We start from the raw sequence: 21,471 nt of genomic DNA, 5'->3' as shown, positions 1-21,471 counted from the left end.
TACTGTAAGACAGGCAAGAAAAATGTCTTACGCCATCCTTGATGTACGATCTACGTTTTGTGCGCTTTGGAGAGATGGGTGTAGGATTACGGCCGCTGTTGAAGTCGAGTTCCTTTGAATGAATTACTTACAGCGGGAGGAACACGATGTTCAAAGGTAGGTTGCATACCCGAGCAGTTACCGAAGGAGACGACCAGGTGAACGCTATCGCTCCTTCACCTACACATGACCCTGAACAACACGCTAGTACTGCATCAACGGAATTGAAGGGTAGTCCGGAAGTAATTGTTCCTCTATCACCTAAAAAGTCCAAAAATCAGAGTGATACAGGAACAGCTAGTTCCGTTATTGCTCTGATTTTGTGCATAATGCTCCTATTTACCCAACATAACGGAATTCCGGTTTCCGCTATCGCCTTAGGTTGAGGCAGGCTGATGGAATAGCGGAACTCTTTGCTCCGTTCAAATTCTCCAGGGATCATCGAATGAAGATACATTTCAATCTCAAGGTAGCTTGTCTTGTGAAATAAAAAGGGTACCCCGGCAAACTTATCTTTAGAAAGGCTATCCTAAAAAAAGGCGCTTCAACCGCGGTCTTCCCTGCGACTTGAAGTGCCTTTGTTCTACATTCGAGTTGTTTCATCAATTTGGACAATAATCAAACTAAGCTATCCACTTCAGCATTTATTCTCCAGATAAGTTGCTTTCCTTCAAGATAACGTCATGAGCGCCACCCTCAATAATGCTTGTCGCTGAAACAATTGTTATGCGGGCTTTGCGCTGAAGCTCTTCAATAGTTTTCGCACCACAGTTGCACATTGTCGATTTGATTTTGCTGTTTGTTTTATCCAGATTTTCTTGTAAGCCTCCCGCATAGGGTACGTATGAATCAACACCTTCTTCAAAGACAAGACCTTGCTTGCCTCCGGTGTCATAACGCTGCCAATTTCTCGCCCGGTTAGAACCCTCTCCCCAAAACTCCTTAACAAAATTGTTGCCTACCTTCAACTTGCGAGTCGGGCTTTCATCAAAACGGGCGAAATATCGGCCCATCATAACAAAATCAGCACCCATTGCTAACGCAAGCGTTATATGATAATCGTGAACAATTCCACCATCTGAACATATAGGTATATAAATTCCCGTTTCTTCAAAATACTTGTTTCTAGCTTCAACAACCTCAATAAGTGCTGATGCCTGGCCTCGGCCTATTCCTTTTTGCTCCCTCGTAATACAGATTGAACCGCCACCTACACCCACCTTGATAAAGTCTGCGCCCGATTCAACCAAGTACAGAAATCCTTCCCGATCCACGATATTGCCGGCTCCGATTTTTACATTAAAGTTTGATTTTACATACTGTAAAGTATCACGCTGCCATTCGCTAAACCCGTCAGAGGAATCGATTACAAGGACATCAACCCCCGCTTCCACTAATGCAGGCACTCTTTCTTCATAATCCTTCGTATTAATGCCGGCTCCCACGATATAGCTTTTGTTAATATCAAGCAATTCTTGAGGATTTTCTTTATGGGCGTCATAATCTTTACGGAAAACCAGAAAGTCGAGATTTTGCTGACTGTCCACAATCGGTAAACAATTCAGCTTATGCTCCCAGATCAAATCATTGGCCTCAGGTAATGAAATACCCGAGTTCCCGTAAATTAGAGAAGAGAACGGAGTCATAAATTCATGAACTGGCTTATCTAGTGAATCGCGGCTAATTCTATAATCCCTGCTCGTTACGATACCTACAAGCTTACCCTTTGGCGTTCCATCATCCGTAACCGCAACGGTAGAATGACCGGTTTCTTCCTTCAAATCAAGTACATCTTTAAGAGTATGAGATGGGGTCAGATTGGAGCGGCTCACTACAAACCCGGCCTTATAGCTTTTGGCTTTTCGCACCATTGCCGCCTGTTCTTCAATCGGCTGGGATCCGAAAATAAAGGCAATTCCCCCACTCCGCGCCAAAGCAACGGCCATATTGTGGTCTGAGACCGACTGCATCACAGCTGATGCAAACGGGATATTCAAAGAAATATCCGGCTCTTCCCCCCGTTTAAATTTTACAATCGGCGTCTTCAGATCAACATTCGCAGGTGTACAATCCTTCGTTGATAAGTTAGGAAGCAGCAAAAACTCACTGAATGTCCGCGACGGTTCCATGTAGTAATAGGCCATTTTTCAATTATCCCCCTTCTGAATTTTGCAAAACACAACTACCTGATAAGCATGAGTATAATTTTTCAAAAGAAACTTACTGCTTGACATTGCTTGGATGTGGGTAAATTTTTACAATCATAACATACAGCCCAAAATGTATCAATCCTATGTTGACGTAAAGGAAAACTTACTTAATAATGGTCATAGCAACCCATATGGAGGTAGTATCATGAGAGCAAGTATTGAGGAATTAATTGACCTATTCGACAAATATAGCGATGAACAGATTGCTGACTTATCTGATTTTTCTTATGAAAACCGTACGATGTCCCGCGATGAAACCATTATCATCGTCTCCACGATTAGAGCCTCGCGTTTAGCAAGAGGATATATCAACGGAGGCCGAACACGAATTACCGACAAAGAGAACCAATTAGAGAGCCAATAGAGAACCAATTTGAGCAGGTTTTAACTTGATCCTAAAATTATTTACAGCAAAAAAGCTTCCAGAACGTCTTTATCGTCCTGGAAGCTTTAAGCTTTAAGCGATGCTTGATATAGATAGAATTAGTTCTCCTGCCCATTCCTCACACAAGTAATTATTTATTTCCCCATGATTTCGTAAGCTTCTGCAAATAGGCCTTCAGCGCATCCTGTAAATCCTCCCGCTGCAACGCTATTTCGATGCTCGCTTGAATGTAACCGAGCTTATCTCCAACATCGTAGCGCTTGCCCTGGATTGGGTAAGCAATCATCTGCTGCTCAGTATTAAGTATACGGAGAGCATCCGTCAATTGAATTTCTCCTCCGCGCCCCGGTTCACAGTTCTCCAATATGCCAAAAATTTCAGGAGCAATTATATATCTGCCAATAACAGCCAAGTTGGATGGTGCTAGTCCTCGCTCGGGCTTTTCAACTAAATCCTCGACATATTGATACCCTTCACCACATACACCAGGCGAAACAATACCATACTTATCGACATCCTCCCAAGGGACCTCCTGCACGGCTATAACCGATGTTTCCGTTTGCTCGTATACATTGATCATCTGCTTTAGGAATGGAGGGCTCGACTGAATAATATCGTCACCCAATAGAACCGCGAACGGTTCATTTCCGATAAACTTGCGTGCGCACAGCACTGCGTGACCAAGCCCCAGAGGTTGTTTCTGGCGAATATAATGAACATCTGCAAGATTGGAGACTGATTTTACCAGCTCCAGCAGTTCAAGGTTACCTTTTTCTTCGAGTATCATTTCCAGCTCAACCGATTTATCGAAATGATCTTCAATCGCACGCTTATTGCGACCTGTAACGATCATAATGTCTTCTATGCCAGCTGCAATTGCTTCTTCGACAATATATTGTATCGCAGGTGTATCAACAATGGGCAGCATTTCTTTGGGCTGTGCTTTTGTAGCAGGAAGGAAACGCGTTCCTAAGCCTGCCGCAGGGATAATCGCTTTACGTATCTTCATATTTAAGCCTCCTCGGTATTGTCGCTTGGCATTTGCTTGGTTGTCGTCCGCTTCGCCTCTGCCAGTTGCTTCACTACCGACATTTCAACTTTGCGCGCCCCAACCGGAGCGTGAAACACAACACCGCCGCGCTCTCCATGAAAATCAGAGCCGCCCGTCATAATAAGCCCAAGCTGCTCGGCAATGGATTGATAATGCTTCTCCTGCTCTGGAGAATGATCAGAGTGATATACCTCCAATCCCGCCAGGCCGACGTCTGCAAGCCGAGGGATCAGCTCATCCAGATCGTACAGCCCAGGATGGGCCAGAACGGGCACTCCCCCTGCTTCCAGTATCCACTCGATAGCGGTAAAAGGCTCTATGCGCGGCGGATTGACGTAAGCTGCCGCTCCATTACCCAAATAGCGATCGAAGGCCTCCGCTATCGAGCTCACATACCCCTTCTTCAGCAGCGCATCCGCAATATGCGGCCTGCCTATCGTTTCATCTGCCTTCTTGGACGTTTCCAGAGAGGCCCATACATCTTCCATCGTGACCTGCAAGCCAAGCTCATTCAGACGTTCAATCATCATCACGTTGCGCTGCTCACGGACGTCTCGGAGCGAGGTTAACCGGCTCAGAAACAGTGGATTTGTATGATCAATCCAATAACCAAGTACGTGAATATCTTGCCCCTCAAATACAGTGCTGATTTCAACGCCGGGAATAACAGTAATTCCACTTTGACTACCTGCTTCCAATGCTTCGTCAATCCCTGCGACCGTGTCATGATCGGTAATGGCAATTCCCGCCAGACCCGCTTTCACGGCAAGCCGGATATTTTCCGAGGATGGCTGTGTCCCGTCCGATGCCGATGTATGTGTATGTAAATCTGCATAAAGCATTGCGTATCCTCCTAAAATTATGTACAATTTCCCCTTACATCCACTGACTCAAATCCCGTTCCCGCAAAAAAGTAACAAAAGTAACCGCCGAGATCGGCAAAATGGTAGAATTCAAATAAATTGCATAGAAGCTTCGCGAGAAGCGGATTCCTTCTATTTTTCTTATCACAAGCACGCCTAATGCTGCCTCATGCTTAAGAGACGACTGAGACAGGATTGAAATGCCCAGCCCCGCTTCGACTGCTGATTTGACTGCTCCTGTACTGCCCAGCTCCATGACAATTTTCATATCGGTCGGATCGAAGCCTGCCCTTGCCAGCTCTTCCTCCATCACTCTGCGAGTACCCGAGCCTTGCTCACGCAGCACAAAAGGATACTTAAGAACCTCCTCCATTGTAACGACAGGACTTTGCGCCAAAGGATGGTCTCGCGGCACTATTAAGACAAGCTCATCGTTCATCACAGCCTCTATATGAACGTCGGGATGATCAATCTCAGCTTCAACTAATCCAAAGTTCAACTGATGATTAAGAACTTCATCCAGTATCAGCCGTGTATTGATAACTTTCATACTTACTGAAATATTCGGATACTCCTTGCCAAATGGGCCTAACAGTCGCGGCAAAATATATTCGCCAACTGTCATACTTGCTCCCAGATGGAGTCTCCCCTCAAGCATATGTGTAAACTTGGACATGCTTATGTCGGTTTCCTTCATCAGCTCGATACTGCGTTTAGCATACGGTAATAAGGATCTGCCCGCCTCAGACAACTCAATCTTTTTTGTTGAACGATGGAACAGCTTCGCTCCAAAGTAATCTTCTAAAGATTGCACCTGCATCGTAACCGCAGGCTGAGTCATATGAAGCGCTTGTGCCGCGTGTGAGAAGCTTCCTTTCTCCGCAACGGTATAAAAAATATGTAGCTGATGAAAATTAAGTGCCATCGTCCGTTTACCTCCAGCTTGCATTGGTATTCCTATTATAGCAAAAATAAAAAGAGCATGCCGTATATTACGGAATGCCCCTATCGTATATTCCAATTATCTGCGTTTTCTGCTATTTTTAATTAATGTCATTCTGCGCGAATGGCGAAGCCATGAATAATAAGACTTCAGGTCACGCAGCTCAATAGTTTCAGACATTCTCCCAAGGAAAGTGACGATGACCATACGATGCAGCTGTCGGTTGCCAGCACCCGAGCTCGGCTCCCATCCAGTAAACTCAGCGACCATCACTAAATCATCCTCAACCAAATAAACATCTTCACCATTCTTATAATAAGACTTGATCTGCCCGGCTTTCAATCTATCCCACAAAAAATCGCATATATCATCAAAGCCAGTTTTCTGGCTCTCAACTCTATCCGCCCAACGGATCCGAGCATGATTTGTGATTACGATATCCGCGATGTTTTTGTCCCCCAAAGCAACATAAAACGGCTCGCAGTTGTTTAATCGGTCAATTGTTCTGTCTCTCATAAATCACAACCCCTCACCTATTAAACTAGTCCTTTTCGCCTATGTACATTTATGCTTCTTTATTTTACTAGATTTGAAAACGGATTCCAAATAAAAAAATCTTTAGATACCGCGATAATAGCAGTCAATAACAATAAAAAACTTCCAATCTCATCCTTTTTGACAGAAGAACTGTACGCAAAAAAAAGCCTCCGAGGTTTCAGAAGCTTTGGGTTTGCGTATATATATTAAGAAAAGCACAAGGTGCAATGCTTTTAACAATGGATTGGTTGCATTTATACGGTGTAAAAACGTGTTTTATCAGCCATATTACTACTACTGTATTCCGTTTGGATCTCATTTCGGTAAGAGCGTTCGACTTTTTTGACAAAAGGCAGCTTCTGCAGCTGTTTGGTTGTTTCCTCCAGTTTGGAGGAGTGCACGTACATTGCTGCATAGTGCAATCTTTTGGAAATAAAATGGACACTTCCATATCGTTCTAACTGTTTATTAGCAGCTTTGAGGTCACTTACCCAAACGATTAATCCACTGCGGTCGGTAAACATGATTTATACCTTCTTTCTATAATAAGATCATCAATGAAAGGACGAATCGAATTGAATATGACACATATCCTTGTTGAGGCGCTGCGAGGAGCCAGGATAGAAAGCCTGCATCGCGGCCACATTGCCGTTGTGAACACCAACCACGAACTCATTGCTTCTGCTGGCGACTCGGCTTATTATACATTCGCTCGTTCTACGGCTAAGCCGTTGCAAGCGATTCCTTTATTAGAAATAGATGGCGAGCTTAACTTTCAATTGAACGATAAAATGATCGCTCTTCTATGCGCATCGCATAACGGTGAGGATGCTCATGCTGAGTTGGCAAATGAGATACTGCATCAGCTTGGACTGGATGAAAACGCTCTGCAATGCGGGGTTCACGAGCCCTTTCACATACCGACAGCCAACCGATTGAAGGAAGCGGGAATCCCCCTCACTCCCCTTCGCAATAACTGCTCAGGCAAACATTCCGGCATGCTGGCGCTTTCCCGATTGCTTGAACTATCGATAGGTTCTACAACTGGACCCTATATCTCAAACTCTCATCCTGTCCAATTGCAGATGCTGGACATCATTGCTTATATGTGCGGTGTCCCTGCAGATCAAATATCACTGGGTACGGATGGTTGTGGTGTTCCTGTTTTTGCGGTACCGCTGGAGTCGCTTGCCTATGCTTATGCACGGCTTGGCAAGCCAGAAGGCTTGCCAGAGCAGCGTGCTCAAGCTTGTCGGAGGATTGTGCAAGCTATCATCCGACAGCCCTACTATCTGGCAGGAAGCGACCGTTTCGACACCCGGCTGATCGAGGTGACTCAGGGCCGCATTATTGGCAAGATGGGTGCAGAAGGAATGTTTGCTTTTACCATCCCGGAGAAGGGCTGGGGAGCAGCCGTCAAAATCGAAGATGGAGCTATGCGTGCCATTTATCCGGCTGTCATGGAAACATTGATTCAATTGGATATGCTTCGTAAAGAAGAGATCCGGCTTCTGGAAGAGTTCTATCATCCCAAAGTGCTGAATTGCCATAATGAAGTTGTTGGCGAAATTCGACCCCTATTGAAGTTAAGTCGATTCACTCCGTAAGTCAGTAATTCAAAAACTGAAATTTTTTAACCACAGCTTCCGCTGCAGCCGCCTCCGGTCGAGCAGCTTCCGGTGGAACAGCTCCCGCCTCCTGCGTTCATGTCGTTGCCGGGCACTTTAATCGTGTCCGAGACGCTATGTGCAATCATTTGAGATACTGTATACAGCAGTTCATCAAGCCGCTGCTCCGCTTCCTTGAAATATTTGACGGATTCAAGGTTATCCAGCTGTACTTGAATCGCCTGTACCTGCTCCAACGCAGCATGGTAGTCTGGATGAAAATGACCGAACCGCTGGCATTCTTCGAACAGCTCTTTCTTCTTGTTAAAAAGCTTCACAAGTTCCTTTACCTGCGGGTCCTCGTCCTTGCGCTGCTTCCAATATAAATAATCCGACGTCTCCGTGGAAATTTTAATCATATCTCCTAAGTCGTACGCCTGCATCAGAATGGCAGACATATCCAACGCTTGAGCTTCAATTACTGCCATTATAGCACCTGCCTCGTATATAATATTATTGATTGTCAGACAAGTTTATCATACCACATATTACACTTATTTGTTGCATCAATATTTATCATTTATGCCAGGCACAATGATCCTCATCTCCTGCCAATCCTCAGGAAATAAGCACATCTCCTGAAGCTTGGACTGTTCCAATCCGGTCATACTCCAGGTGCCGCGAGTCTCTTGCAGCTTTCTTGGGGCAATCATGTGATCATGACCATTATGGCGTACCTGCAACGTAGTTTTCCACTCCATAGCCAGCTCAACCATTTCACGACGAGTTGAGGCGTGGTAAGTGCGGTAATCTTTCATCCAGCCCTGTGGAATCCCTTGTAAATCGGGGAATAAATCACGAACATCGGGAATTTTCTGCTCCATCTCAAAGTACATGAACGTGTGTCTCGAATATATAAAACCTTTATCTGCTATATGTACAGGACCATAGTTAATGGCTGTAGTATCATTCGAGGTTAAGATGCCGTCTTCCAGCGGCTTCATTGATACTAAGCTGATCCGTGCTTCCCTCTGCTCGGAAGGATTGGCATCAGCTAGCAGCTTCAGCTTACCGGTCATCCAGCCTGCTTTATTAAGAAGCTCAGTCAACAGCTTTAATTGATCCGTTCGGACAATCCACGCCTGCCCGCCAATCTCTTCAAGCAAGCAATCAGAGCAACCTGGCAGCTTTTTTACAGCTTCAGCAACGGCAGCATCCTCACAACGCAGCAGCAGTACTTCAGAAAGCTTGACTTTACCAAATGGCTTCGCCCATTGCTCCAGAGTTAGCCTGACATTTTCCGGTATGCCGTATAGAGATTGCTTTTCCAAAAACAACAACAGCTCTTCCAGCTGCAGCCCCTTCTCCAACCCTCGCTGTAAGCTTTCCTTGCCCAGTTTATAAACCGAAACAAGATCGGCCTTCTGCAGATCGGCAAACGCTGATAGCTCCCACTTTATTGCAAAAGGCACATTCGGTGGCACCAATACTTCGAAATCAGGTTGAACATAAAAGCCTTCTTCCTCCATTATCGTCCTATCCGCTTGCGATTCAATAGGTTGTATCCTCCAGCGGTAAACGGCATCTCGGCCATCTGCTCCAGCAAATCCCTTCTCCATCCAACCAAAAGCTAGCAGTGGATGAATCCACTGCTGCTCCAACTGATCGAGCAGCTCCTGTCCTGCAACATTCTCTTCATTGTCAAATGGAGCTATTTTCTGCACCCGCAGCCACTGAGGAATATCGTCAGCAGCATACCAAATATCTTCATGCTGTCTTTCCAGCAGAAGTACGGCATGCTGAAGCCAAGCTGGACCTGGAAACGCAACCATTTTCCAAATAAAGTACAGCTGCTTATTTTGTTCGCGCTCGCTTAGCGAGAGCCATCTTTTAACTTCATGCTCCTGCAAGCAAAGCTGCTCGCCTCGCTGCTCCACCAGCTGAAGTCTGAACAGAAATTCCATTATTACCGCAAGCTTTACAGGATACACGTCTGCATAAGCATATTTTAAAGAGCAGCCGAGAAATCTTTCATCTTGAATAGTTAGCAGGTCCAGCCATTTTTGCAGCTGTTTTTTGTGCAGCGTTCCATTCTTCGTTAGCTTCATATCATTTTGATCTAAAAAAACAAGTGTTTGAAACAGCAAAGAAGCAAGACCCGGATTATATTGTTCCACACATTCTATAGAGGTGTCTGTTGTTCTTGTCAAAGCCTGTTTATTATCTGCAGTTAATATAAGTTGCTGCCATATGGCAAGAGCATCTTCAGCAAGGACATATACATGCTCTCCCCATGTTTTCTTGAACATATAGATTAAACCCTTTTTCAGCAATAACAAAAAACCGACCTTGGCTTCTGCACCCGACATCACGTGTGAGGTTAATTTTTCAAGCTTAGGCCAGTCAAAAGGCTCGCTTCCGATCGATGTGACAAGGAAATGAAGCACTTTTTTTTCTCTTGCTGACAATTGATTGTACACCGTTTCCATTATCGCTGAATTGCCCCATATGGAATCCAACGTTTCTCCCCGTCTCAACCAAGGAGCATAAACAGCCTCAGCTTCGATGTGGGTTTTTAGAGCCTCCGGCATTTTGCTTAAGTAGAAAGCATGGTTCACGTTGACAAGACCTCCTCTTCGGATTGCTGGTTCAATGGCTTACTCCTATAAGAATTATCAAGAGCGGCAGTAATTTCCCCCTCATCCTCAGCCTGTGAATACTCCTCAATTCGATACTGATAGCCTTGTTCAATTAGAAACAACTGCCGGTTTAGTGCGTATTCCTGCTCCTTCGTGTCGGATGAGACAACTGTGTAAAAAAATGCTTTATTAGCATCCGACTTTGGACGCAGAATGCGCCCCAGACGTTGGGCTTCTTCTTGCCGGGAGCCGTAGCTGCCGGAAATTTGAATGGCTACAGAGGCATCAGGCAAATCAACGGCAAAGTTAGCCACTTTCGATACGATGATAGTTTGCAGCTCACCCCGACGAAACTGGTTGTAAAGCTCCTCTCGCTCTTCATGCGGCATCTGACCATAAATAAGCGGCGCCCCCAAAGCTTGAGCCACCTGCTTGAGCTGATCCAGATACTGCCCTATAATAATCGTCTGTTCCCCTTTATGCTTAGCTAGCAGCTGTTTTATCACATTCAGCTTGCCCTTGCTTGTGCTGGCAATTCTCATTTTCTGTCTCGCTTCTGCAGACAGGTAAGAATCCTGTTCAGCCTGCAGCAGCGGAACGCGGATTTCTGTGCAGCTTACTGAGGCAATCCACCCTTGCCCTTCTAGTTCCTTCCATGGCATTTCATAACGTTTGGGACCAACAAGTGAGAATACATCCTCCTCTCGTCCATCTTCACGAACAAGCGTTGCTGTCAATCCAAGTCTTCTTGTAGCTTGTATGTCAGCGGTTACGCGGAACACGGGAGCAGGCAATAGATGGACTTCATCGTAAACAATTAATCCCCAGTCACGTTTATTGAACAAATCCATATGTATGAACAAATCATCCTTGGACTTGCGGTAAGTTAATATTTGATAAGTCGCTATCGTTATTGGACGAACATCCTTTTTCATGCCCGAGTATTCCCCTACCATATCCTCAGTAACATCCGTTTTCTCCAAAATTTCACGTTTCCATTGATTTACAGAGGTTGTATTTGTAGTAAGAATCAGAGTAGCGCAATTCAGCTTACCCATCGCAGCTATTCCAATGATCGTTTTCCCTGCGCCGCAGGGAAGTACAAGTACACCGCTCCCCCCCATGATGCTGCCTTCCCGATAAAATGATTCGACCGCTGAGGTTTGATAATCACGCAGCTGAAATGCTTTTCCATCTGAGGCATCCCCTCTAAGCCTGATGGGCAGCTCCTCCCCACGGGTATAACCGGCCAAATCCTGGACGGGGTATCCAAGCTTGATCAATTCTTGCTTCAAAGCGCCTCTATATATAGATGAGAACCGTAGTGTTTGGGAATCCACCTGGCACAGACCATAAGAACGAAGTGTTCTAAAGGAGCACATTTCTTTGATCGCCTCTACGTCATCTGAAATCAACAACAGATCCTCACCTAAGCTTTCAATTCGCACCAGGCCGTACCTTTCCACAAAACGTCGAATATCCTGCTTGATGTTGTGCGGCACTCCAAACTTGGCATGCTCCTCCAAAAAAGATGTAATCTCCGAGGTAGTCATCCCGGCTGCCGCTGCATTCCACAGAGACAATGCAGACATGCGGTACGTATGGATATGCTCCGGTGTTTTGACCAAATCCGCAAAACGCGCTAATAAAGGGCGTACCTGATCAAATTCCGGATGGCGCACCTCCAGCAAAACCGTGAAATCGCTTTGTACCACGAGCGGCCTTTTTTGATCTATCTGCATATGGATCCCTCCTGAACTTCACTAAGTTTGCATACCATCTAGTATGAGGGGAATGTGCCTAAATTAAACATTATTTTGCTTTACAGCAGTTGGAGTTGGTTCTACAATGGGAAATTAGAGGTGACATCATTGAAGAAGCAATGGATTGCAGCCGCGCTGCTCCCGATTTTATTACTAACCATGCTGCTATCAGGCTGCCAAAGCAAATCAACATCAACTAACAGCGGCAGGGAATCGGTTAAAATTGACCGAGTGGTCGACGGGGATACTTTTGAAATTAAGCTGAATGGAAAAAAAGAAAAAGTCAGACTAATCGGTGTGGATACCCCGGAGACAAAAAAGCCTAATACACCTGTCATGTTTTATGGCAAGGAAGCATCTGACTTCACCAAAAAACGGCTTGAAAACAAAACGGTAGAGCTCGAATGGGATGTTGAACGTAAAGATAAGTATGATCGCCTGCTTGCCTACGTCTGGGTTGAAGATGAGCTTTTCAACCGTACACTTGTGAAAGAAGGCTATGCACGAATTGCAACCTTTCCTCCAAACGTGAAATACGTGGATTTGTTTAAAAAGGATCAAGAAGAAGCCCGCAATAAGCAAAAGGGACTTTGGAAGGATTACGATTCTGCATTCGAAAAGAAGAAGTGAATGAAGAGAATAACAAACAAAACGACCTGACAGATTAACCGTCAGGTCGTTTTGTTTGTTAAAAGATATTGTCTGGGACCCTTCTCACTATTAGTGGGTACCTTTTACATCCAATTGAAGTTCTTTTGTTTCTTTTTTGAAGGTTGAGCTATTGATGCGTTCTTGAAGCTTCTCGTAGTACAAATCTTCGTTGATCGGAAGATCAACCCAGTTATCTGTCCACGTAGACAAGTGCATCGCATTGGAAAGCGTCAATCCTTTGATTCCTTCTTCGCCCGGTGCAAGCAACGGTGTGCCATTCAAAATATGATTGACGAAGTTTTGCGTGATGCCTTTATGTTGAGGCCCTGGAGCTCCAACTACAGGAACATCGCATTTCCAGCACTCTGGCTGACCGAAGCCGCCTTTGAATTCACTGTTAAACTTCGGTTCTGGTGTACGCAAGCGCCAGAATGTTAATGTATCGTTTTCGATAACAATTTTACCGTTATCTCCACTTACTTCATATCGATTCGTACCAGGAGCCTCGCCCGTGGTAGTAACGAATAAGCCGGTAGCTCCATTCTCGTATTCAACGTATGCTGTAACATCATCTTCAACCTCGATGTTACGGTATTTACCAAAGCTGCAGAACGCTCTGACACGCTTAGGCATCATATCAGCCGTCCATTGCCACAAATCAAGCTGATGAGGATCTTGGTTGATTAATACCCCGCCGCCTTCTCCAGCCCAAGTAGCGCGCCAGCCGCCGGAATCATAATAGCTTTGCGACCGGTACCAGTTGGTAATAATCCAGTTGGTACGACGCACTTCTCCAAGCTCTCCGGATGTAATTAAATCTCTTAGCTTTTGATATAGAGGGTTTGTCCGTTGGTTGAACATAATTCCAAAAGCTTTACCCGATTTTGCGGCAGCTTCGTTCATTTCACGAACTTGCTTCGTATACACGCCAGCAGGTTTTTCAACCAATACATGGTAACCGTGAGAAAATGCTTGTATAGCAGCAGCCGGGTGATCGTAGTGAGGTGTAGCCACCAGTACTACGTCGAACGCCCTAGATGCATAGAAGGCTTCCAAATTATCAAACAATTGAATATTACTGCTTCCGTGGTTGCTTCTAACCCATTCAAGCCGGGTTGGATCCGTGTCCACAATGGCTGTCAACTCCGCATTGCTCACTTGATTCTTGGTCAAGTATTCCGTATGACTTTTACCCATGTTCCCCACACCGACAATACCGATGCGCACTTTATCCATTCTTATTCCCCTGCCTCTCATTCATTATAAATCTAATATGTAAGCCTTTTATTCGACACGATAATATTATATATTGCACACGTTAACATTACAATATAAAAAAATGGGTTCTCCCGATATAAACTTCGAGAGAACTAAGTAGAATCTTATATTAGACCGTTACTTTATCTTTTTCTGAAATTTCACTTAGCGCTTCTCCGGCCTCATCCTCGAACGTGCTGCGTACAGCTAAATCACCGATAGATACAATTCCTACCAGCTCGCCATTCTCGACGACAGGCAAACGGCGAATTTGTTGGTTTGCCATTAATTTGGCTGCCTCATCCACCGTGGTTTCAGGGGTCGCACTAGTAATTTGATTGCTGCTCATGACTTCCGACACCGCCGTTGAGCCTTCCTTCTTGGCTGCAAATCCGCGGATAACCAAGTCACGGTCGGTAATAACGCCAATCAGCTTTTTACCGTCAACTACAGGAATAAACCCTGTATCCTCCTGCTTCATTTTAACGGCGACTTCATATACATTATCCTTCAAAGTGACTGTCGCGCAATCCTTCGTCATGATTTCCTTTATCTTTTTTGCATTCAAAGGTAAGTCCCTCCCAGAAGAGTTTGTCATTCGAAAAACACCGAACCTTCTTTAAAAGAAAGTAACGGCATTTTCCGTTGCAAACATAGAATCTCCCGAAACCCTTCTTTGCATGTGCAACAGGGGCCTAGCAGTTAATTACAGCCGCCGTTCTGACAATCCCATACCATACTGACAAACAATCTGGCTGCATCCCTCATTGCTCTTTCATCGATGTCAAATTTAGGATGGTGGTGAGGATGAATAATTCCCTGCTCATGATTGCCCGCTCCTACAAACATAAAACAGCCCTTGCGCTGCTGCAAATAATAAGCGAAATCTTCTCCGGCCATGATCAGTGGAGATGGTTTAACATTCATTACTCGAGCTCCCGCTCGCAAAAATCGTTGTGCCTCTTCTGAATCATTAATGACCGGCGGGTAGCCCAACTTGTATTCGAAGCTGTAGTCAGCTCCATTCATTGTACAGGTTTGCGAGACTAACCGGTCCATTCGCTGCTTCACATCCATACGAAGCTCAGGATCGAACGTACGAACGGTTCCGATTAGCGTGGCTTGCTCGGCGATGACGTTAAAGCTTGTACCGCTGTGAAAGGAACCGATAGAGACCACACAAGGCTGTGTAGGATCTACGCCGCGGCTAACGATGGTTTGAAGATTGCCCACCAGCTGTGATCCAATGACAATACTGTCCACGGTTTCATGCGGCAGCCCCCCGTGACCGCCTTTACCTTTTACAACTATTTCAAATTCATCGGCTGCGGCCATAAAGGGCCCTTCTTTACAATAAGCTGTGCCCACAGGGAATGGCGTCCACAGGTGTATGCCATATATATAATCAACCCCATCCAACGCACCCTCATCAATCATACTGAATGCCCCGCCAGGACTTAATTCCTCGGCATGCTGAAATATAAACACTACGTCGCCATTCAGCATTTCCTTGTGCTCGGACAATACCTTGGCAACCCCTAGCAATGTGGAAGTATGAGCATCATGACCACATGCATGCATGACTCCACTGACTCTGGATGCATAATCGCAGTTCTTCTGATCCTGAATCGGAAGTGCATCCATATCAGCCCGCAGCGCTACTGTCGGTCCTTGTCCACTCCCCTTCAATCGGGCGGTAATTCCATTGCCGCCTACTCCGGTACGAACCTCCAAGCCCCACTGCTGCAAATGGTTCGCGACATATGCCGCTGTTTCTCGCTCCTGATAAGACAGCTCGGGATGCTGATGCAAATACCGGCGCCAGCCGACCATCTCCGGATAAAGTAAATCAATCGCTTGTAATAAGGCTTCCATGACCGTACACCTCCGGTTTATCGAGCTTATAGAGGACGTTCAAAAATCGACTTTTGATCACGAAGTATCTAAGAAAGTTTCTTACAACCTTCTCGGTGCTGAAAAGTCGGCTCTTTGAACTCTCACTTATTCTTATCTTTCTCTACATTTTAACAAATCTTCCTCCCGCTTTCATCTATATGTCACAAGAATTTCAAACTTTATATATCGTACTATGCTACAATTCGCATTAAGCTTGCACAAGTTTGGGAAACATACTATCATGATTAGAGGATTAGAATCAATGGATTTGACTTTTTAGGAGGGCTTTCAAAGTGATTATCGAAAATAATGGAGTTAAGGGACTAAAAAGCGATCTCGCTCATTTGGATGAAACAACAACAAGCTTGGGGTTCGTTCGCTGGCAGTGGGAATATACAAGGGCAACATATGACTTAAAAATTGACGACAGAGCTTCCGGCAGCGAATACTTCTTGCGTCTGAACACTCGTGCCGAATCCGGCAAACTGGAATCTCCTTATGCTGTGCTTTACATAGAAGAAGTATATATCGGGAGAGGCACATTCCCTCATGGATTGGATTATGAATCACCAATTCCCGATTCTATCATGAAAATCGCCACCCAAAAGCTTGCTCAGCTGAAAACTAAATTGTCTGATTAAGGACGAAGTCTAATGACTGCCCAGCGACGAGGAACACCGGATTTCCTGCTGCTTTTTTTAACATTCTTACTGGTTTGCTTTGGATTGGCAATGGTATTCAGTGCAAGTATGGCGTACACACGCTTCGACTCCGTGTCGGAAACTATGCTGAATGATCCGTCGTATATGGTTATTCGTCAAGCGATTGCGATTGCCTTGGGTACAGTCGCTATGTTTTTTTGTATGAACATCGATTATCGTATCCTTAAGAAGTGGATCGGCCCCGGCTTTGTTATCGTTGTTATCATGCTGCTGCTGGTTCCTGTAATAGGACATGGGGTTAAAGGAGCAACAAGCTGGTTTAAAATTGCTGGTTTCAGTGTCCAGCCCTCCGAATTTGCTAAGCTGGCCGTTATCTTATATTTAGCGGCTCTCATTAGCAAGAAAGAGGATAAGTTCCGCGATTTTCAAAAGGGGCTTCTTCCAGCTCTAATGATCGTTGGCTTTGTATCGGCGCTGATCTTACTGCAGCCTGATGTCGGTTCAACCATGATCCTTATCATGTGTGCAGCTATCGTCATCATTGTTGGAGGCGCCAATCTGAAGCATATCTTTTTCTTGAGTCTTCTTGGAGCGGTAATAATGTCTTCTGTAATATCGATTTATTTGGTAGTAAAAAACGGTCAAGACTATCGTATTGACCGTTTTACCGCATTTATGGACCCTTGGGCCGACCAACTGGGTACCGGCTATCAATTAATCCAATCTTTATATGCCTTCGGTCATGGCGGAATTTCGGGTGCAGGCTTCGGACAAGGTATCCAAAAGCTTCATTATCTCCCTGAAGCTCATAACGACTTTATATTTGCGATTATCGGCGAAGAGCTTGGTTTCATTGGCAGTTCCTTGTTTATTCTGGTTTACTTAGCCTTCCTATGGCGCGGATTGCTTGTTGCCGTCCGCTGTAAAGAGATGTTCGGTACATTAACAGGAGTCGGTATTATTGGAATGATAGCGGTACAAGCCTTAATAAATTTAGGCGGTGTCACCGTAAGCATTCCGATGACAGGCGTAACTCTTCCTTTTATTAGCTATGGCGGTTCATCTATGCTTATTTCTCTCATAGGACTAGGAATTTTGCTCAGCATATCGAGGGAACACAATAAACCCGAAAAAGAAACAAAAAAGAGAGCCTGAGTGGCTCTCTTTTTCATACTATGTAAATTGCTTGCAGCCTTATTTCACTCGGTGCGCCTCATCCAAATGAATTTCTTTCTCCTCTTCGCGGAATGCGACCCCTTCCACTTTAACATTGACTTCTACCACAGATAAGCCTGTCATGTTTTCTACAGCCTCACGAACATTTTGCTGCAGATCGCGGCATACTTCTTGAATTTTTGATCCATAATTAACAATTATACGCAAATCAATGGCGGCTTCCAACTGCCCCACTTCGACTGAAACCCCTTTTTGCACATTTTTACCACTCAGACGTTTAGCTAACCCTTCGGAAATACCTCCGGACATTGCGGCAATCCCAGGAGTTTCCAGCGCAGCTAAGCCTGCGATTGTCGAAACGACATCATCTGATATGCGAATAAGACCTGTTTGAATTTCTTCGGACATACGGATCACTCCTCGGTGGGTTATACCTATATTGTAATGACTTCCCAAGTGGAAAGCAACTTATGCGACAGGTTTCATCCTAATCTGCAAAACTCTACATGATATCATTAACTATGAGGAGTAAGAATATAAGGGTGTCCATTAATATATATCGCTAGGATTCATGTTTACATCATAAGTAAATATGGGTATAGTAGAATAGATTTTGTTGAATAAGGCATACTTTACCAAAAGAGGTGACTATTTTGAAACGCCATTTATTTACAATTGGCTTAATTGCCAGCTTTGTGTTAAGCGCATTTGCTCATTATTCGGGACTGTTCTCAGCTACGGTTCAATTCGTTATTTCATGTGTGGCCATTATTTTTGTAGCAGGCTTTTTGGGTAAGGCTACAGAAAGCGTAGCTCACTACGCAGGACAACGTTTGGGAGGGTTCCTCAACGCTACATTCGGTAATGCTGCAGAGCTTATTATTGCGATCTTTTTAGTAAAAGACGGCTTATTCGACATTGTAAAAGCAAGTATCACCGGTTCCATCATCGGAAATCTATTATTAGTTCTTGGGCTTAGCTTATTAGTCGGGGGGTTAAAATTTAAGGAGCAGCACTTTAATGTGAAGCTGGCCAGTCATAATGGCTCACTAATGCTGTTGGCTGTTATTGCCCTGTTCATTCCCGCAGCTTTTGCCAAAAGCTTAACGACTTCAGAAACTATGAATTTAAGCATCCTGGTAGCGGTTATCCTGATTATTGCCTACCTTCTATGGCTGTTCTTTTCAATGGTTACCCATAAAAATGAATTAAGTGATGAGGCTATCGAACACGGTGAACCGCAATGGTCCAAAGGAAAGTCGATATGTTTTCTATTCGTAGCAACGGCAATGGTAGCTGTGGAGAGCGAATGGTTGGTCAGTACACTTGAGGTATTCTCACATCAATTCGGGCTGTCAGAGCTATTTGTCGGCGCTTTCCTGATCGCTATAGTAGGTAATGCCGCTGAACACAGTGCAGCTATCATGCTGGCTCGTAAAAACAAGATTGGCGCAGCTGTAGAAATCGCCGTTGGAAGCTCCTTGCAGATTGCGCTTTTCGTGGCTCCAGTACTTATTATCATATCCCTGTTCTTCGGAAAAACAATGGATATTGTATTCACTACCTTCGAGCTCGTAGCCATCGGAGTTGCGGCAATCATTGCCAAATCCATCTCCCAGGATGGCTCAACCAACTGGTATGAAGGCGTTCTGCTTCTAGTTGTCTATTGTATTCTGGGCATTGCCTTCTACCTTGTTTAACCTTAATTCAATACATAACTTTAATATCAAGGCAGCTTAACATCAGAGTAAGTAAAAAAGAGTAGTCCATCACAGATGGGCTACTCTTTAGTGTTCAATGCTTCGTACAGCTCCGCTAAATTTCTTTCCAGCTTCACCATAATATGCTTTCCTGCAGTCTCGTTAATAAGCTCAGCACGAATAGCGAAATCAATCTCTCTGGATAGCCCGTACATTTGCGTATCTAACACCTCTTCATACAGTGGGCATTTGCGTGTCGTCAAATTTTCCATCTGCACTTCGATGAGTTTCTCAATTTTATCTGCATCCTCTTGAAGAAGATGAAGTGCTTTTTGTGATAAGCTAAGCAACAATTCGGATGATGACATCAAGCTTCCCCCTTGTACATGCAAGTTCATAGCTTAATATTAGTCGATATTGTCTTAATACACAAGAGAGTTGACCATTGATTTGCCTAATGTTTGACGAGCGTCTGCAATTGTTCATAAATATATTAAAAAGCATTTCCACCCATCAGAGTGAAAATGCCTTCCTTGGACCCCATTCAGTTAGTCAAGAATACTGTTAATGTGAAGATTATGTTTGGCAAATACTTCTGCCATAGCTTTTTTCGCTTCTTCTGCATCCGGACCATGAACATGGAGGTCATAATTGCTGCTGGTCACAAGTGTAGTGAACAAGCCAAGGATACTTTTTACGTCAATGTACTTATTGTCATACTGTAAAACAATGGAAGATCTGAATTTGTTAGCGGTTTGGGAAATTTCTACTATAGCTGCATTATTGGCACTTGACATATTGAATCCCTCCATGCGTATCATTACTTGCATAATTAAGTAAATCGCTTTCTTTTTATGATTTTACATTGGAAAAGTATAACACGCAACAACTTTTTGTAAGGGCCCTATCTATAATGCCCTGCTTCTACAAGCAATAAATTATTTTAAATGCTCTGGATTCAGCCCTTCAAGCTCAGGTATAACAAATCGGCCATCCTTACGGATTAGAACGTCATCGAAATAAATCTCTCCGCCGCCGTATTCCGGCCTTTGAATCAACACAAGATCCCAATGGATTGCGGACCGATTGCCGTTATCCGCCTGCTCATAGGCTTGCCCAGGTGTAAAATGCAGGCTTCCATCAATTTTTTCATCAAATAAAGTATCCTTCATTGGCGTTAAGATATGCGGATTAAATCCGATACTGAACTCTCCAATATGACGAGCGCCGTCATCCGTATCCAGCACTTCATTAATTCTCCGAGTATCGCTGCTTGTCGCCTCAACAATTTTACCATTCTCAAATCGGAAGCTAATATTTTCAAAAGTAACCCCTGAATGAACCGATGGCGTATTGTAAGTAATAGTACCATTAATGGAGTCACGGATTGGAGCTGTGTAAACCTCGCCGTCCGGAATGTTGCGTCGACCACAGCACTTAACCGAACCGATGTCCTTAATTGAGAAGCTGATGTCCGTACCCGGGGAAATGATACGAACCCGATCTGTTCGGTTCATCAACGCCTGCAAGGGATCCATTGCCAGTGACATCTTGGCATAGTCCAGGTTGCATACGCTAAAATAGAAATCCTCAAACTTCGTTGTACTCATATTAGCCAATTGGGCCATTGATGCATTCGGATAACGCATAACTACCCAACGCGTCTTTTTAACCCGCTGCTCCATATGGACTGGCTTGCGATAATACATATCATACAGCTTCATCTGGGCTTCCGGCACATCGGACATCTCGCTTACATTCTCACCCGCACGAACCCCGATATAACAGCTCATATCCTTCATCCGCTTCAAATCCATCTCAGCCCAATGCTCAATTTGTTCTTTAGTTGCTGATTGCAGCATAGCGCTTCGCACAGAAGGATCCGTTAGTTCTATATAAGGCTGGCCGCCTCTTGCGTATATTTCTTCAACAAGACATACAACAAACTCCCTTTCGGAGCCAATCATCTCGACTAATACCTTCTCACCGGACTGGACATCCAATGAGTAACCAATAATATTTTTCGCTAAAGTTTGTAACCGTGGATCTCGCATAGCTGCATTCTCCTTTTTTATATGGTTTTATTTAAAGG

At 44.5% G+C, this 21,471-nt stretch carries 23 protein-coding genes; 7 read left to right on the top strand and 16 right to left on the bottom strand.

Translation table 11 applies throughout. The annotated features are described in order from the left end of the window. Positions 1-146 precede the first annotated feature (146 nt). Positions 147-425: a hypothetical protein gene (locus NV381_RS20730; protein ID WP_258215187.1), complete on the top strand. Its 279-nt coding sequence runs from the start codon at positions 147-149 to the stop codon at positions 423-425. Between the two features lie 258 nt (positions 426-683). Here NV381_RS20730 and NV381_RS20725 read toward each other — a convergent pair whose 3' ends face one another. After that, the gene (locus NV381_RS20725; RefSeq protein WP_258215186.1) at positions 684-2,183 is read right to left on the bottom strand and encodes an IMP dehydrogenase; all 1,500 of its coding nucleotides are present in this window, start codon (positions 2,181-2,183) and stop codon (positions 684-686) included. Between the two features lie 211 nt (positions 2,184-2,394). Between NV381_RS20725 and NV381_RS20720 the strand changes: the two genes are divergently transcribed. Then, positions 2,395-2,613 (top strand): hypothetical protein, encoded by a 219-nt coding sequence (locus NV381_RS20720; protein ID WP_258215185.1) that lies wholly within the window; start codon positions 2,395-2,397, stop codon positions 2,611-2,613. A 151-nt stretch (positions 2,614-2,764) separates the two neighbouring features. Here the strand turns inward: NV381_RS20720 and galU are convergent, their stop codons facing one another. From galU to NV381_RS20695, 5 genes are all read right to left on the bottom strand, one after another. Further along, complete coding sequence (galU, locus tag NV381_RS20715; RefSeq protein WP_258215184.1) at positions 2,765-3,643, bottom strand: UTP--glucose-1-phosphate uridylyltransferase GalU; 879 nt, start codon at positions 3,641-3,643, stop codon at positions 2,765-2,767. A gap of 2 nt (positions 3,644-3,645) precedes the next feature. Continuing rightward, a complete protein-coding gene (locus tag NV381_RS20710; protein WP_258215183.1) occupies positions 3,646-4,527 on the bottom strand; it encodes a PHP domain-containing protein in 882 nt (293 codons plus the stop codon). A 34-nt stretch (positions 4,528-4,561) separates the two neighbouring features. Next, positions 4,562-5,473: a selenium metabolism-associated LysR family transcriptional regulator gene (locus tag NV381_RS20705; RefSeq protein WP_258215182.1), complete on the bottom strand. Its 912-nt coding sequence runs from the start codon at positions 5,471-5,473 to the stop codon at positions 4,562-4,564. Between the two features lie 96 nt (positions 5,474-5,569). Beyond that, positions 5,570-6,007 carry a hypothetical protein gene (locus NV381_RS20700; protein ID WP_258215181.1) on the bottom strand — a complete coding sequence of 146 codons (438 nt, stop codon included), beginning with the start codon at positions 6,005-6,007 and terminating at the stop codon, positions 5,570-5,572. A 275-nt stretch (positions 6,008-6,282) separates the two neighbouring features. Beyond that, the gene (locus tag NV381_RS20695; RefSeq protein ID WP_258215180.1) at positions 6,283-6,552 is read right to left on the bottom strand and encodes a YlbG family protein; all 270 of its coding nucleotides are present in this window, start codon (positions 6,550-6,552) and stop codon (positions 6,283-6,285) included. Positions 6,553-6,609: 57 nt separating this feature from the next. Between NV381_RS20695 and NV381_RS20690 the strand changes: the two genes are divergently transcribed. Next, a complete protein-coding gene (locus NV381_RS20690) occupies positions 6,610-7,635 on the top strand; it encodes an asparaginase (protein ID WP_258215242.1) in 1,026 nt (341 codons plus the stop codon). A 26-nt stretch (positions 7,636-7,661) separates the two neighbouring features. Here the strand turns inward: NV381_RS20690 and NV381_RS20685 are convergent, their stop codons facing one another. The 3 genes from NV381_RS20685 to NV381_RS20675 all read right to left on the bottom strand — a co-directional run bounded on the left by NV381_RS20685 (position 7,662) and on the right by NV381_RS20675 (position 12,016). Further along, positions 7,662-8,123, bottom strand: coding sequence for a YlbF family regulator (locus NV381_RS20685; RefSeq protein WP_258215179.1), 462 nt, complete (start codon positions 8,121-8,123; stop codon positions 7,662-7,664). A gap of 78 nt (positions 8,124-8,201) precedes the next feature. Then, positions 8,202-10,253: a helicase-associated domain-containing protein gene (locus tag NV381_RS20680; protein WP_258215178.1), complete on the bottom strand. Its 2,052-nt coding sequence runs from the start codon at positions 10,251-10,253 to the stop codon at positions 8,202-8,204. Next, positions 10,250-12,016, bottom strand: a complete 1,767-nt coding sequence (locus NV381_RS20675; RefSeq protein WP_258215177.1) for a DNA repair helicase XPB — start codon at positions 12,014-12,016, stop codon at positions 10,250-10,252. Before NV381_RS20675 ends, NV381_RS20680 begins: the two co-directional genes overlap by 4 nt. Before the next feature lie 54 nt (positions 12,017-12,070). On the opposite strand from NV381_RS20675, the gene NV381_RS20670 reads away from it, so the two are divergent. Beyond that, the gene (locus NV381_RS20670) at positions 12,071-12,667 is read left to right on the top strand and encodes a thermonuclease family protein (protein ID WP_258215176.1); all 597 of its coding nucleotides are present in this window, start codon (positions 12,071-12,073) and stop codon (positions 12,665-12,667) included. A gap of 90 nt (positions 12,668-12,757) precedes the next feature. Here the strand turns inward: NV381_RS20670 and NV381_RS20665 are convergent, their stop codons facing one another. The 3 genes from NV381_RS20665 to NV381_RS20655 form a co-directional block, all read right to left on the bottom strand. Beyond that, positions 12,758-13,924: a Gfo/Idh/MocA family protein gene (locus NV381_RS20665; RefSeq protein WP_258215175.1), complete on the bottom strand. Its 1,167-nt coding sequence runs from the start codon at positions 13,922-13,924 to the stop codon at positions 12,758-12,760. Positions 13,925-14,075: 151 nt separating this feature from the next. Beyond that, positions 14,076-14,486, bottom strand: a complete 411-nt coding sequence (locus tag NV381_RS20660; protein WP_258215241.1) for a CBS domain-containing protein — start codon at positions 14,484-14,486, stop codon at positions 14,076-14,078. Between the two features lie 161 nt (positions 14,487-14,647). Continuing rightward, entirely contained in the window at positions 14,648-15,820 is a 1,173-nt protein-coding gene (locus NV381_RS20655) for a M20 family metallopeptidase (RefSeq protein ID WP_258215174.1), read from the bottom strand. A gap of 314 nt (positions 15,821-16,134) precedes the next feature. On the opposite strand from NV381_RS20655, the gene NV381_RS20650 reads away from it, so the two are divergent. Next, on the top strand, positions 16,135-16,482 hold the full coding sequence (locus tag NV381_RS20650; protein WP_258215173.1) for a YugN-like family protein: 348 nt from the start codon (positions 16,135-16,137) through the stop codon (positions 16,480-16,482). Between the two features lie 12 nt (positions 16,483-16,494). Next, a complete protein-coding gene (ftsW, locus tag NV381_RS20645; protein ID WP_258215172.1) occupies positions 16,495-17,658 on the top strand; it encodes a putative lipid II flippase FtsW in 1,164 nt (387 codons plus the stop codon). Positions 17,659-17,697: 39 nt separating this feature from the next. Here ftsW and NV381_RS20640 read toward each other — a convergent pair whose 3' ends face one another. Then, positions 17,698-18,087: an Asp23/Gls24 family envelope stress response protein gene (locus NV381_RS20640; RefSeq protein ID WP_258215171.1), complete on the bottom strand. Its 390-nt coding sequence runs from the start codon at positions 18,085-18,087 to the stop codon at positions 17,698-17,700. A gap of 245 nt (positions 18,088-18,332) precedes the next feature. Between NV381_RS20640 and cax the strand changes: the two genes are divergently transcribed. Then, entirely contained in the window at positions 18,333-19,379 is a 1,047-nt protein-coding gene (cax, locus tag NV381_RS20635; RefSeq protein WP_258215170.1) for a calcium/proton exchanger, read from the top strand. Between the two features lie 80 nt (positions 19,380-19,459). Here cax and NV381_RS20630 read toward each other — a convergent pair whose 3' ends face one another. The 3 genes from NV381_RS20630 to NV381_RS20620 form a co-directional block, all read right to left on the bottom strand. Next, a complete protein-coding gene (locus tag NV381_RS20630) occupies positions 19,460-19,747 on the bottom strand; it encodes a YlaN family protein (RefSeq protein WP_258215169.1) in 288 nt (95 codons plus the stop codon). A gap of 180 nt (positions 19,748-19,927) precedes the next feature. Continuing rightward, positions 19,928-20,176, bottom strand: coding sequence for an HPr family phosphocarrier protein (locus tag NV381_RS20625; RefSeq protein ID WP_171653458.1), 249 nt, complete (start codon positions 20,174-20,176; stop codon positions 19,928-19,930). 141 nt (positions 20,177-20,317) lie between these two features. Then, positions 20,318-21,433: an aminopeptidase gene (locus NV381_RS20620; RefSeq protein ID WP_258215168.1), complete on the bottom strand. Its 1,116-nt coding sequence runs from the start codon at positions 21,431-21,433 to the stop codon at positions 20,318-20,320. Positions 21,434-21,471: the final 38 nt, after the last annotated feature.

The sequence above is a fragment of the Paenibacillus radicis (ex Xue et al. 2023) genome (genome assembly GCF_024722015.1).
Classification (GTDB): domain Bacteria; phylum Bacillota; class Bacilli; order Paenibacillales; family NBRC-103111; genus Paenibacillus_S.
Note: the sequence above shows the minus strand (reverse complement) of the source record. Positions and strands in the feature narration are given on the sequence as shown.

Excerpts from the sequence above, each read along its gene's own strand:
- NV381_RS20700 (WP_258215181.1), bottom strand. The coding sequence starts at position 6,007 with ATGAGAGACAGAACAATTGACCGATTAAACAACTGCGAGCCGTTTTAT.
- NV381_RS20730 (WP_258215187.1), top strand. The coding sequence starts at position 147 with ATGTTCAAAGGTAGGTTGCATACCCGAGCAGTTACCGAAGGAGACGAC.
- NV381_RS20675 (WP_258215177.1), bottom strand. The coding sequence starts at position 12,016 with ATGCAGATAGATCAAAAAAGGCCGCTCGTGGTACAAAGCGATTTCACG.
- NV381_RS20725 (WP_258215186.1), bottom strand. The coding sequence starts at position 2,183 with ATGGCCTATTACTACATGGAACCGTCGCGGACATTCAGTGAGTTTTTG.
- NV381_RS20630 (WP_258215169.1), bottom strand. The coding sequence starts at position 19,747 with ATGTCATCATCCGAATTGTTGCTTAGCTTATCACAAAAAGCACTTCAT.
- ftsW (WP_258215172.1), top strand. The coding sequence starts at position 16,495 with ATGACTGCCCAGCGACGAGGAACACCGGATTTCCTGCTGCTTTTTTTA.
- NV381_RS20660 (WP_258215241.1), bottom strand. The coding sequence starts at position 14,486 with ATGACGAAGGATTGCGCGACAGTCACTTTGAAGGATAATGTATATGAA.
- galU (WP_258215184.1), bottom strand. The coding sequence starts at position 3,643 with ATGAAGATACGTAAAGCGATTATCCCTGCGGCAGGCTTAGGAACGCGT.
- NV381_RS20620 (WP_258215168.1), bottom strand. The coding sequence starts at position 21,433 with ATGCGAGATCCACGGTTACAAACTTTAGCGAAAAATATTATTGGTTAC.
- NV381_RS20705 (WP_258215182.1), bottom strand. The coding sequence starts at position 5,473 with ATGGCACTTAATTTTCATCAGCTACATATTTTTTATACCGTTGCGGAG.
- NV381_RS20690 (WP_258215242.1), top strand. The coding sequence starts at position 6,610 with ATGACACATATCCTTGTTGAGGCGCTGCGAGGAGCCAGGATAGAAAGC.
- NV381_RS20720 (WP_258215185.1), top strand. The coding sequence starts at position 2,395 with ATGAGAGCAAGTATTGAGGAATTAATTGACCTATTCGACAAATATAGC.
- NV381_RS20665 (WP_258215175.1), bottom strand. The coding sequence starts at position 13,924 with ATGGATAAAGTGCGCATCGGTATTGTCGGTGTGGGGAACATGGGTAAA.
- NV381_RS20625 (WP_171653458.1), bottom strand. The coding sequence starts at position 20,176 with ATGTCAAGTGCCAATAATGCAGCTATAGTAGAAATTTCCCAAACCGCT.
- NV381_RS20710 (WP_258215183.1), bottom strand. The coding sequence starts at position 4,527 with ATGCTTTATGCAGATTTACATACACATACATCGGCATCGGACGGGACA.
- NV381_RS20695 (WP_258215180.1), bottom strand. The coding sequence starts at position 6,552 with ATGTTTACCGACCGCAGTGGATTAATCGTTTGGGTAAGTGACCTCAAA.
- NV381_RS20655 (WP_258215174.1), bottom strand. The coding sequence starts at position 15,820 with ATGGAAGCCTTATTACAAGCGATTGATTTACTTTATCCGGAGATGGTC.
- NV381_RS20685 (WP_258215179.1), bottom strand. The coding sequence starts at position 8,123 with ATGGCAGTAATTGAAGCTCAAGCGTTGGATATGTCTGCCATTCTGATG.
- NV381_RS20640 (WP_258215171.1), bottom strand. The coding sequence starts at position 18,087 with ATGTCCGAAGAAATTCAAACAGGTCTTATTCGCATATCAGATGATGTC.